13 protein-coding genes are annotated in these 10,724 nt (G+C 69.8%); all 13 read left to right on the top strand.

Going from position 1 to position 10,724, the window contains the following annotated elements; genetic code table 11:
* Positions 1 to 144 precede the first annotated feature (144 nt).
* Positions 145 to 744 carry a DUF177 domain-containing protein gene (locus tag D7X55_RS27410; protein WP_120550806.1) on the top strand — a complete coding sequence of 200 codons (600 nt, stop codon included), beginning with the start codon at positions 145 to 147 and terminating at the stop codon, positions 742 to 744.
* Between the two features lie 58 nt (positions 745 to 802).
* Positions 803 to 991 carry a 50S ribosomal protein L32 gene (gene rpmF / locus D7X55_RS27405; protein ID WP_014395447.1) on the top strand — a complete coding sequence of 63 codons (189 nt, stop codon included), beginning with the start codon at positions 803 to 805 and terminating at the stop codon, positions 989 to 991.
* Positions 992 to 1,011: 20 nt separating this feature from the next.
* Positions 1,012 to 2,073: a phosphate acyltransferase PlsX gene (gene plsX, locus D7X55_RS27400; protein ID WP_121724594.1), complete on the top strand. Its 1,062-nt coding sequence runs from the start codon at positions 1,012 to 1,014 to the stop codon at positions 2,071 to 2,073.
* Positions 2,074 to 2,117: 44 nt separating this feature from the next.
* The gene (locus tag D7X55_RS27395) at positions 2,118 to 3,119 is read left to right on the top strand and encodes a beta-ketoacyl-ACP synthase III (RefSeq protein ID WP_120550836.1); all 1,002 of its coding nucleotides are present in this window, start codon (positions 2,118 to 2,120) and stop codon (positions 3,117 to 3,119) included.
* 28 nt (positions 3,120 to 3,147) lie between these two features.
* On the top strand, positions 3,148 to 4,086 hold the full coding sequence (gene fabD / locus D7X55_RS27390) for an ACP S-malonyltransferase (protein WP_120550808.1): 939 nt from the start codon (positions 3,148 to 3,150) through the stop codon (positions 4,084 to 4,086).
* On the top strand, positions 4,083 to 4,832 hold the full coding sequence (gene fabG, locus D7X55_RS27385; RefSeq protein ID WP_120550809.1) for a 3-oxoacyl-[acyl-carrier-protein] reductase: 750 nt from the start codon (positions 4,083 to 4,085) through the stop codon (positions 4,830 to 4,832). The genes fabD and fabG overlap by 4 nt, the downstream gene beginning before the upstream one ends.
* 105 nt (positions 4,833 to 4,937) lie before the next feature.
* Positions 4,938 to 5,186, top strand: coding sequence for an acyl carrier protein (acpP, locus tag D7X55_RS27380; protein ID WP_014395452.1), 249 nt, complete (start codon positions 4,938 to 4,940; stop codon positions 5,184 to 5,186).
* Between the two features lie 88 nt (positions 5,187 to 5,274).
* The gene (gene fabF / locus D7X55_RS27375) at positions 5,275 to 6,531 is read left to right on the top strand and encodes a beta-ketoacyl-ACP synthase II (protein WP_120550810.1); all 1,257 of its coding nucleotides are present in this window, start codon (positions 5,275 to 5,277) and stop codon (positions 6,529 to 6,531) included.
* A 55-nt stretch (positions 6,532 to 6,586) separates the two neighbouring features.
* The gene (gene rpiB / locus D7X55_RS27370; protein WP_120550811.1) at positions 6,587 to 7,033 is read left to right on the top strand and encodes a ribose 5-phosphate isomerase B; all 447 of its coding nucleotides are present in this window, start codon (positions 6,587 to 6,589) and stop codon (positions 7,031 to 7,033) included.
* 60 nt (positions 7,034 to 7,093) lie between these two features.
* Positions 7,094 to 8,350 carry a serine hydroxymethyltransferase gene (glyA, locus tag D7X55_RS27365; RefSeq protein WP_121724593.1) on the top strand — a complete coding sequence of 419 codons (1,257 nt, stop codon included), beginning with the start codon at positions 7,094 to 7,096 and terminating at the stop codon, positions 8,348 to 8,350.
* A gap of 7 nt (positions 8,351 to 8,357) precedes the next feature.
* The gene (gene nrdR / locus D7X55_RS27360) at positions 8,358 to 8,861 is read left to right on the top strand and encodes a transcriptional regulator NrdR (protein ID WP_120550813.1); all 504 of its coding nucleotides are present in this window, start codon (positions 8,358 to 8,360) and stop codon (positions 8,859 to 8,861) included.
* 10 nt (positions 8,862 to 8,871) lie between these two features.
* Entirely contained in the window at positions 8,872 to 10,035 is a 1,164-nt protein-coding gene (gene ribD / locus D7X55_RS27355; protein WP_120550814.1) for a bifunctional diaminohydroxyphosphoribosylaminopyrimidine deaminase/5-amino-6-(5-phosphoribosylamino)uracil reductase RibD, read from the top strand.
* A gap of 42 nt (positions 10,036 to 10,077) precedes the next feature.
* The coding region (locus D7X55_RS27350; protein WP_199747161.1) for a riboflavin synthase at positions 10,078 to 10,724 on the top strand (647 nt) is incomplete at its 3' end.

The following is a 10,724-nucleotide window of genomic DNA, read 5'->3' as shown; positions in this document are numbered from 1 at the left end:
GGGCGGGGATGCGCATCAGAAGGAAAGCGACGAGGGCGGTGTTGAGTGGATCCACGCGACGCGGCTCTCAAGCCCAACCCGGCGTGTTGACTGACGGGGGGACTCCCTCTATGTTGCGCGCCCTTTTGCCGGGAAGCCTTGTAGATGGTCGTAAAGATTGAACAAATCAAAGAAGCGGGGCTGACGCTCGACGAGCCCATCGCTCCTGGGCTCCTCAAGGAGGCCCTGGAAGGCCAGGGGTCCGGTGCGGAAACCGGCTTCCAGGCGACCGCTCCGTCCACGCTCCACGCCACCCTGCGCAAGGTCAGCGGCGGCGTGCTGCTCAACGGCAACTTCACCGTCCATGTGGGCGCGCCCTGCAAGCGCTGCCTCACGGACGTGAAGCTGGACCTGCCCGTGTCCTTCACCATCAACCTGGTGCCGGAGTCCCTGGCCCGGGGGGATGACTTCAAGGACGACGACGAGAAGGTCATGGAGAAGAAGGAACGCACCCAGGGTGAATCCGGGGGCACCTTCGAACTGGACGGCACGGACGAGCAGGTTTTCGATGGCAAGACGATCGATCTGGATCCGATCGTCCGGGAACAGGTATTGCTCGCGCTCCCGATGAGCGCGGTCTGTCGGGAAGACTGCCAGGGGCTCTGCTCGCAGTGCGGCCAGAACCTCAATGAAAAGAAGTGCGGCTGCGAGCCGAAGGTCGTGGACCCTCGACTGTCGCCGCTGAAGAACATCAAGCTGAACTGACGGTCCCTATGCCCCTCGCAGGTCGCGAGGGGGGACGGGTCCGATGCCGAGGTGAGCCGTGGGAGTTCCCAAGAAGCGGACGTCGAAGATGCGCCGGGACCGTCGTCGGGCCGGCAACAACAACCTGCGGACCCCCGTGCAGGTCATCAAGTGCTCCAAGTGCAAGGAGCCCGTGATGCCGCACCGCGCCTGCGCGGCCTGTGGCAACTACGGTGGCCGTGAGGTCATCGCGACCGCCGCGGAGTAGTTGAAAGCGGAAGGCTGCCGGTGCGGCTCGTCCTCGACGCGATGGGTGGCGACCACGCCCCCGACGCCGTCGTGGACGGGGGCGTGCTGTTCGCGCGAGCGTATCCCGGGCACGAACTCGTGCTGGTCGGGGACGCCACGCGTGTACGCCCTGTCCTGGAGCGCGCCGGCTCGCCCCCCAATATCCACCTCCACCACGCGTCCGAAGTGGTGGAGATGGACGACCCCGCGACCGCCGTCTTCCGGCGCAAGCGGGACTCCTCGCTCCGGGTGGGCTTCGAGCTCGTCCGGCAAGGGGAGGCGTCCGCCCTCGTGTCGGCGGGTAACTCCGGCGCGGTGATGGCCGGTGGCATGTTGACGCTCGGCCGGATCCCCGGCGTGGAGCGTCCGGCCATCGCGGCCCTGTTCCCGGCCCTCAAGGGCGAAGGCCGCTGCCTGCTGCTGGACGCGGGCGCCAACGTGGACTGCCGCCCCTCGCACCTGGCCCAGTTCGCCGTGCTCGGCGAGGCCTACTCGCGCACCCGCCTGGGCGTGAAGCGCCCCCGGGTGGCGGTGCTCTCCAACGGCGAGGAGGACTCCAAGGGCACGCAGCTCACGCGGGACGCCAGCGCCCTCCTGCGCCGCTCGGACCTGGAGTTCGTGGGCTACGTGGAGGGCAAGGACCTGTTCTCCGGGGACGTGGAGGTGGTCGTCACGGACGGCTTCACCGGCAACATCGTCCTGAAAACCTCCGAAGGCGTGGGCATGGGCATCACCGGCCTCCTGCGCTCCGCCATCGAGAAGCGCGGCGGCCTGCCGGAGAAGCTGGGCGCGCTCTTGCTCAAGCCCACCCTGGCGGGGCTGCGCCGCGTCATGGACTACGCCGAGTACGGCGGCGCGCCGCTCCTGGGCCTGCAGGGAGTGGGCATCGTCGCGCACGGCCGCTCCTCCCCCCGCGCCATCCACAACGCGCTCGTCACCGCGCTGCAGCATGTGCGCGCGGGCGTGCAGGAAGAGCTGACGCGCTGCATTGCCAACGCCGCCGCCTGGCTTCCTCCCCACCAGCGGGGAAGGAAGGCGGACGGAGACGCAGGGGCCGATTAGAGCGCGCCGGCCGCGCGTTGGACTCCGACGAGTTCGGAGGCCCCGTGGCACGCACGCACATCATCGGAACCGGTTCCTATGCTCCCGCGCAGGTCCTGACCAACCAGGACCTGGAGCGCCTGGTGGAGACGAGCGACGCGTGGATCCGCGAGCGCACCGGCATCCAGGAGCGCAGGCAGGCCGCCCCGGATGAGGCGACGAGCGACCTGGCCGTGCAGGCCGCGCGCAACGCGCTGGAGATGGCGGGCGTGGCGCCCGGCGACCTGGACCTCATCGTCGTGGGCACCGTCACCGCGGACATGCCCATGCCGTCGTGCGCCGCGCTGGTGCAGGCGAAGCTGGGGGCGAAGCGCGCCTTCGCCTTCGACGTCTCCGCCGCGTGCGCCGGGGGCCTGTACGCGCTGAGCGTGGCGGACCAGTTCGTGCGCACCGGACAGGTGAAGCGCGCGCTCGTCGTGGGCGCGGACCTGCTCACCCGCGCGGTGGACTGGACGGACCGCAACACCTGCGTCCTCTTCGGGGACGGCGCGGGCGCGCTGGTGCTGGGGGCGGAGCCGGACGCGGAAGGGGACGCCATGGCGCCGCGCGGCATCCTCTCCACCCACCTGCGCACCGACGGCGACCTCGCGAACCTGCTCTGCATCCCCGCCGGTGGCTCCCGCACCCCCGTCACCGCGGACAACGTGGATGCAAATCTTCACAAGCTCAAGATGAACGGGAAGGAAGTGTTCCGCTTCGCGGTGCGCGCGCTGGTGGAATCCACCCAGGCGTCGTTGGGGGCCCACGGGATGGACACGACGCAGGTGGACCACGTCATCGCCCATCAGGCGAACCTGCGAATCCTGGAAGCGGTGATGGAGCGGCTGGAGATTCCCAAGGAAAAATGCTGGCTCAACCTCCACAAGTACGGCAACACGTCCTCCGCCTCGCTGCCCATGTCGCTGGACGAGGCGCAGCGCGCCGGCCGCCTCAAGCGCGGCGACGTCATCGCGATGATGGCCATTGGCGCGGGGATGGCGTGGGGCAGCGCGGTGGTGCGCTGGTAGGCAGGACGACACAAGGAAGGACCGCAACATGGCGAAGGTCGCGTTCGTGTTTCCCGGGCAGGGCAGTCAGGCCGTGGGGATGGGCAAGGACCTCTACGAGCAGTTCCCTGAAGCGCGGGCCGTCTTCGACGCCGTGGACGACGCGCTGCACGAGAAGCTCTCCACCTCCTGCTTCGAGGGCCCGGAAGAGGCGCTGAAGCTCACCGCCAACACGCAGCCGGCCATCCTCACGGTGTCGGCCGCCGTTCACGCGGTGTTCCAGAAGCGCGGCCCCGCCCCGGCGTTCGTCGCGGGCCACTCGCTGGGCGAGTACTCCGCGCTGGTGGCCGCCGGCGCCATGGACCTCCAGGACGCGGCGCGGGCGGTGCGCGCGCGCGGCACCTTCATGCAGGAGGCGGTGCCCGTGGGCACGGGCGGCATGGCCGTCATCCTGGGCCTCACCCCGGACGCGGTGAAGGCCGCCTGCGACGCCGCGGCGGAAGGGCAGGTCGTCTCCCCGGCCAACTACAACTCGCCGGAGCAGACGGTCATCGCGGGCCACGCGGCCGCGGTGGAGCGCGCGGGCGCGAAGTGCAAGGAGGCCGGCGCCAAGCGCGTGATGCCGCTGCCCGTCTCCGCCCCGTTCCACTGCGCGCTGATGGACCCCGTGAAGCCTCGCCTGGCGGAGGTGCTGGCCGGTGTGCGCATCAGCGCGCCGTCCGTGCCGGTGGTGAGCAACGTGGAGGCGAAGCCCAACTCGGACGCCTCTCGCATCGTGCCGCTGCTCCTGGAGCAGGTGAGCGCGCCGGTGCGCTGGATCGAGTGCGTGGAGGCGCTGAAGGCGAACGGCGTCACGCACGTGGTGGAGCTGGGGCCGGGCAAGGTGCTGGGCGGGCTCATCAAGCGCATCACCAAGGACATCGAATCGTTCAACGTCGAGAACGCCGCGACCCTGGAGAAGGTGCTCGCCGCGCTGGGGGCAGCATGAGCGGCTTCAAGGACAAGGTGGTGCTGGTGACGGGCGGCTCGCGCGGCATCGGCCGGGCGTGCGCGCAGGCCTTCGCGAAGGCGGGCGCCTCCACCGTGGTCATCAGCTACGTGGGCAACGAGGCCGCCGCGCAGGAGACGGTGGCCCTGCTCCAGCAGGCGGGCGCGAAGGCGGAGGCCGTGAAGTTCGACCTGGCGGACACCGCCGCGTGCGCGGGCGCCATCGACGGCGTCGTCAAGGCGCATGGCCGGCTGGACGTGCTGGTGAACAACGCGGGCATGGCCATTGACGGCCTGGTGATGCGCGTCAAGGACGAGGACTGGGACCGGCAGCTGGACACCAACCTCCGGGGCGCCTTCGCGCTCATCCGCGCCGCCAGCCGCCCCATGATGAAGCAGCGCTCCGGCGCCATCGTGAACATCACCTCGGTGGTGGGGGAGATGGGCAACCCGGGGCAGGCCGCCTACTCGGCCGCCAAGGCGGGGCTTATCGGCCTGACCAAGTCCGTGGCCAGGGAGCTGGCCAGCCGGAGCATCCGCGTCAATGCGGTGTCCCCGGGTTTCATTGGGACGGACATGACATCCCACCTGGACGACGAGCTGCGGCAGAAGATGGTGGGCGGCATCGCGCTGGCCCGCCTGGGCAACCCGGAGGAGGTCGCCGGGGCCGTGGTGTTCCTCGCGAGTGATGCGGCGTCCTACATCACCGGCGAGGTCCTGAAGGTCAACGGCGGCATGTACATGTAAGCCAAGGTTGGATTGCCGCCGGGCGTGGGATATACCGCGCCCGCCTTGAAGACGGCCCGCGACTCCAACGGCGGGCCCCATCTGGAGCTGGAGGGTTCCGTACGTATGTCCACCACCGCAACCGACGTGGAAACCAAGATCAAGTCCATCATCGCCGACCAGCTCGGTGTGGGTGAGGATGAGATCAAGCCCGAGTCGTCCTTCATCGAAGACCTGGGCGCGGACAGCCTCGACATCGTCGAGCTGGTCATGGCGATGGAAGAGGAGTTCGAGGTCGAGATTCCCGACGACGAGGCGGAGAACATCAAGACCGTCGGCGACGCCGTGAACTACGTGAAGACCCACAAGAAGTAGGCAGTCGCGACACCCGGAAGTCCAGGGGCCTTGGGGGAGCGTCCTCACCGGCGCTTCCGCGCCCCATCGCGGTCAGCGGAGAAGAACAGTGTCAAACCGTCGAGTCGTCATCACCGGAACCGGCATCATTTCTGCGCTGGGCACCGGCACCGAGAAGAACTGGCAGGCGATGCTGGCCGGGCAGTCCGGCATCAGCACGATCACCCGTTTCGATCTGGGGAAGCTCGACGCGCGCATCGCGGGCGAGGTGAAGGACTTCCAGCCCGAGCAGTTCATCGACAGGCGCGAAGTGCGCCGGATGGACCTGTTCGCCCAGTACGCGATGGCCGCGGCCGACATGGCGGTGAAGGAGTCGGGCCTGCCCATCGGCCCGGACGCACCCCATGGCTACATCCCGGAGCGCGTGGGTGTCATCGTGGGCTCCGGCATCGGCGGCATCTCCTCCCTGGAGGAGCAGCACCGCAAGGGGCTGGAGAAGGGGTTCGACCGCCTGTCGCCCTTCTTCATCATCCAGATGATCATCAACATGGCGCCTGGGCTCATCTCCATGCGCTACAACTGCAAGGGGCCCAACTGGTCCCCGGTGTCGGCGTGCGCCACCAGCGCGCACGCCATCGGCGAGGCCTGGAAGTCCATCCGCCTGGGTGAGACGGACGCGGCCATCGCGGGCGGCGCGGAGGCGGCCATCACGCCCCTGGGCATGGGTGGCTTCTCCGTGATGAAGGCCCTGTCCACGCGCAACGACGACCCGGCGCGCGCCAGCCGTCCCTTCGACAAGGAGCGCGACGGCTTCGTGATGGGCGAGGGCGCGGGCATCGTCGTGCTGGAGGAGCTGGAGGCCGCGAAGAAGCGCGGCGCCAACATCCTGGCGGAGGTGGTGGGGTACGGCGCCAACTCGGACGCGTACCACGTCACCCAGCCTGCCCCCGAGGGCGAGGGCGCGGCGCGCTGCATGCGCCTGGCGCTGGAGTCCGCGGGCATGCGGCCGGAGCAGGTGGGCTACGTCAACGCCCACGGCACGTCCACGCCGTTCAACGACGCCAACGAGACCAAGGCCCTGAAGGCCGTGTTCGGCGACCACGCGCGCAAGCTGGCGGTGTCGTCCACCAAGTCCATGACGGGCCACATGCTCGGCGCGGCGGGTGGCGCGGAGGCCGTGGTGAGCGTGCAGGTGCTCACGAAGAACGTGCTGCCGCCCACCATCAACATGACGTCGCCGGACCCCGACTGCGACCTGGACTACGTGCCCAACACGGCGCGTGACGCCCGCGTCGACGCGGTGATGAGCAACTCGTTCGGCTTCGGCGGCACCAACGCGGTGCTGGTGTTCAAGCGCTTCAGCTGACCGCCCTTGGGGCCCCGCCCCAGGGGCGCGGGCCCCGCTTCAACGGAGTCCGGCCGTGAAAGTCATCCTCGCCTCCGACCACGCGGGCATCGAGCTGCGCCAGGAGCTGGTGGCGCTCCTGAAGGAGCGCGGCACCGAGTTCCAGGACCTGGGCCCCCAGACGCGCGAGTCCGTGGACTACCCGGACTTCGCCTCGCGGGTGGCGCAGCAGGTGGTCTCCGAGCCCGGCACGCTGGGCGTGCTGGTGTGCGGCACCGGCATCGGAATGAGCATCGTGGCCAACAAGCACCGGGGCATCCGGGCGGCCCTGTGCACGTCTGAGTTCGAGGCGCGGATGACCCGCGCGCACAACGACGCCAACGTGTTGTGCCTGGGCCAGCGCGTGGTGGGCGCGGGTGTCGCTCGCGGCATCCTGGAGGCCTTCCTCTCCACCGCCTTCGAGGGCGGCCGCCACGAGAAGCGCGTCCAGAAGATTCGCGACGTCGAGGCCCAGCAGCGCTGACGGGCTTGGCAGGCGTCCCTTACGCAGTCCCCTTCGTTCGTACGCCAGGAGGCAACCCCCATGGAGAACACCCGCACGCTGTCCCAGGTGGATCCTGAAATCGCCCAGGTGCTCCGGCACGAGACGGAGCGTCAGGAGGAGGGGCTGGAGCTCATCGCCTCGGAGAACTTCGTCTCCCCGGCGGTGCTGGAGGCGGTGGGCTCCGTGCTCACCAACAAGTACGCGGAAGGCTACCCCGGCAAGCGCTACTACGGCGGCTGCGAGGTGGTGGACGTGGCGGAGAACCTGGCCATCGCGCGCGCGAAGGAGCTGTTCGGCGCGGACGCGGTGAACGTGCAGGCGCACTCCGGCAGCCAGGCCAACATGGGCGCCTTCATGGCGCTGATGAAGCCGGGCGACACCATGCTGTCGCTGGACCTGAACTCCGGCGGCCACCTCACCCACGGCGCGTCGTTCAACTTCTCCGGCAAGCTCTACAAGGTCGTCCACTACGGCCTGTCCCGCGACACGGAGACCATCGACTTCGCGCAGGTGGAGTCGCTGGCCCTGGAGCACAAGCCCAAGGTGCTGGTGGTGGGCGCGAGCGCATACCCGCGCACGCTCGACTTCGCGAAGTTCCGCGAGATCGCCGACAAGGTGGGCGCCGCCATGCTGGTGGACATGGCCCACATCGCGGGCCTGGTGGCCGCGGGCGTGCACCCGTCGCCCGTGCCCTTCGCGGAGATCGTCACCACGACGACGCACAAGACGCTGCGCGGCCCGCGTGGCGGCATGGTGCTGTCGCGCGAGGCCTTCGCGAAGACCATCAACAGCCAGATCTTCCCCGGCATCCAGGGCGGCCCGCTGATGCACGCCATCGCGGGCAAGGCGGTGGCCTTCAAGGAGGCGCTGTCGCCGGAGTTCAAGACGTACCAGAAGCAGATTGTCGCCAACGCGCAGGCGCTGGCGGAGGCGCTGAAGAGCGCGGGCCTGCGGCTGTGCTCGGGCGGTACGGACAACCACCTGATGCTGGTGGACCTGCGCGCCAAGAAGCTCACCGGCAAGGTGGCCGAGGACGTGCTGGGCAAGGCGGGCATCACGGTCAACAAGAACATGATCCCCTTCGACCCGGAGAAGCCCACGACGACGTCCGGCGTGCGCGTGGGCACCCCGGCCATCACCACGCGCGGCATGCGCGAGGCGGAGATGGCGGTGGTGGGCCGGCTCATCGGGCAGGCGCTGGACGCCGCGCAGGACGACGCCGCGCTCGCGCGGGTCAAGGGGCAGGTGAAGGATCTGGCGCAGGGCTTCCCGCTGTACGCCTCGCGGTTGAAGTAATCCGCCCGTGCGCTGCCCCTTCTGCCAGGACCCGGAGAACAAGGTCATCGACTCGCGGGAGTCGCACGAGGGCTCCGTCATCCGGCGGCGCCGCGAGTGCCTGGCCTGCAAGCGCCGCTTCACCACGTACGAGCGGGTGGAGGAGCTCTACCCGCTCATCGTGAAGAAGGACGGACGGCGCGAGGCCTTCGACCGCGAGAAGATGCTCAACGGCCTGAAGAAGGCGTGTGAGAAGCGCCCGGTGTCCGCCGCGCAGCTGGAGGCGACGGTGGAGGACATCGAGCGGCTGCTCCAGGGGATGGGGGAGAAGGAGGTCGCCTCCTCATCCATTGGCGAGCACGTGATGCGGCGGTTACAGCAGCTGGACGAGGTGGCCTACGTGCGCTTCGCGTCCGTGTACCGCAGCTTCCGGGACATCTCCGAGTTCATGCACGAGCTGAAGGATCTGCTCGAGGACCAGGAGCGAGAGCGCAAGGCGAAGCCGCCTGTGACTCCGCCCAAGGACGGTTAGGAAGGGCGGTATGCGCTTGCTCACGCGGTCACGGTTGCAGGCGGTGAAGACGCCCCGCTCCAAGCGCGCGGCGGACTTCGACCACGCGGTGGCCGAGTTCTTCATGCGCATCGCCCTGGAAGAGGCCGCCAAGGGCCTGGGCCGCACCAGCCCCAACCCCGTGGTGGGCGCGGTGCTGGTGAAGGGCGGGCGCATCATCGCGCGCGGCCACCACAAGAAGGCCGGCACGGCGCACGCGGAGGTCGTGGCGCTGGAGGCCGCGGGCTCCAAGGCGCGCGGCGCGGACCTCTACACGACGCTGGAGCCGTGCGACCACTACGGGCGCACCCCGCCGTGCAGCCTGGCGGTGCTGGAGGCCGGCGTGCGGCGCGTGTTCAGCGCGTCGTCGGACCCCAACCCGCTCGTCAGCGGCAAGGGGCTCAACCGGCTCAAGCGCGGCGGCGTGGCGGTGGTGACGCACGTCCTCAAGGACGAGGCGGACGCGCTCAACCGGCCCTTCTTCAAGATGATGCGCACCGGCCTGCCCTGGGTGACGCTCAAGGCCGCGGTGACGCTGGACGGGAAGATCGCCGCGCCTTCCGGCGACTCGAAGTGGGTGACGGGCGAGGCGTCGCGCGCGTGGGTGCACCGGCTGCGCGACCAGGTGGACGCCATCCTCGTGGGCGCCAACACCGTGCGCATGGACGACCCGCAGCTCACCACGCGGCTGCCTGGCGGCGGGGGGAAGGACCCGGTGCGCGTGGTGGTGGACTCGCACCTCAAGCTGTCCCCGGGGCACACCGTCTTCACGCAGCGCAGCCCCGCGCGCACCGTCATCGCCACGCTGGAGGACCCGGAGGGCCGGCGCGCCCGCCGCTTCCTGGCCCAGGGCGTGGAGGTGTGGAACGTGCGCGCGAAGCAGGACCGCGTGGACCTGAAGGCCGTGCTCAAGCGCGTGAAGAAGGAGGGCTTGAACCACGTGCTCGTGGAGGGAGGCGCGGGCCTGTACGGCACGCTGCTGCGCGAGCACCTGGCGGATGCGCTCGCCCTGTTCGTCGCTCCCAAGCTGGTGGGCGCCGGGGGGCTGTCCTGGGCGGGGGAGCTGGGCGTGAAGGACATGGCCCACGCCCTGGCCGTGAAGGACCTGACGATGGAGAAGGTGGGGGACGACGTCCTCCTGCGCGCCCTGCTCTGAGGGGCCAGCGCCCCGCCGGGGCATCCGTTATAAGTCCCGGCCATGTTCACCGGCCTCATCCAGGACACTGGCACCATCACCCGCGTCACCTCTGGCGCGATGACCGACTACTGGATTCGCACCTCACTGGGCGCGGAAGCCTTCGCCCTGGGGGAATCCATCGCCGTGGACGGCGCGTGCCTCACGGTGGTGGAGAAGGGCGGGGACACCTTCCGCGTCCAGGCCGCCCCGGAGACGCTGCGGCGCACCACCCTGGGCGCCCGGAAGGCGGGCGACCGGGTGAACCTGGAGCGGGCGCTCGCGCTGGGGGACCGGCTGGGCGGGCACCTGGTGTCGGGCCACGTGGACGCCGTCAGTGAAGTGCTGGAGACGTTCGCCGAGGGCGGCTCGTGGGTGATGGTGTTCCGGCTGCCCCCGGAGCTGGCCCCCTGCTTCATCGAGAAGGGCTCCGTCACCATCGACGGCATCAGCCTCACGGTGAACGCGGTGGATGCCAGCACCTTCCGGGTGCAGCTGATTCCGGAGACGCAACAGCGCACCACCCTGCACGGCAAGGGGCCCGGGGCCCAGGTGAACCTGGAGGGCGACCTCATTGGCAAGTACGTGGCCCGGCTGTACGCCCTCCGGGGCGCCCCGGAGGCGGCCGCCCAGGGGACGGGGCTGACGGAGGCGGTGGTGCGGGCGGCGGG

The organism is Corallococcus sp. AB049A (genome assembly GCF_003668885.1).
Classification (GTDB): domain Bacteria; phylum Myxococcota; class Myxococcia; order Myxococcales; family Myxococcaceae; genus Corallococcus; species Corallococcus interemptor.
This window is presented reverse-complemented; position numbering and strand designations above follow the sequence as displayed.

What these genes read in the sequence shown, in the direction of transcription:
- D7X55_RS27410 (WP_120550806.1), top strand. Translation starts at nt 145, where the DNA reads ATGGTCGTAAAGATTGAACAAATCAAAGAAGCGGGGCTGACGCTCGAC.
- acpP (WP_014395452.1), top strand. Translation starts at nt 4,938, where the DNA reads ATGTCCACCACCGCAACCGACGTGGAAACCAAGATCAAGTCCATCATC.
- ribD (WP_120550814.1), top strand. Translation starts at nt 8,872, where the DNA reads ATGCGCTTGCTCACGCGGTCACGGTTGCAGGCGGTGAAGACGCCCCGC.
- fabG (WP_120550809.1), top strand. Translation starts at nt 4,083, where the DNA reads ATGAGCGGCTTCAAGGACAAGGTGGTGCTGGTGACGGGCGGCTCGCGC.
- glyA (WP_121724593.1), top strand. Translation starts at nt 7,094, where the DNA reads ATGGAGAACACCCGCACGCTGTCCCAGGTGGATCCTGAAATCGCCCAG.
- fabD (WP_120550808.1), top strand. Translation starts at nt 3,148, where the DNA reads ATGGCGAAGGTCGCGTTCGTGTTTCCCGGGCAGGGCAGTCAGGCCGTG.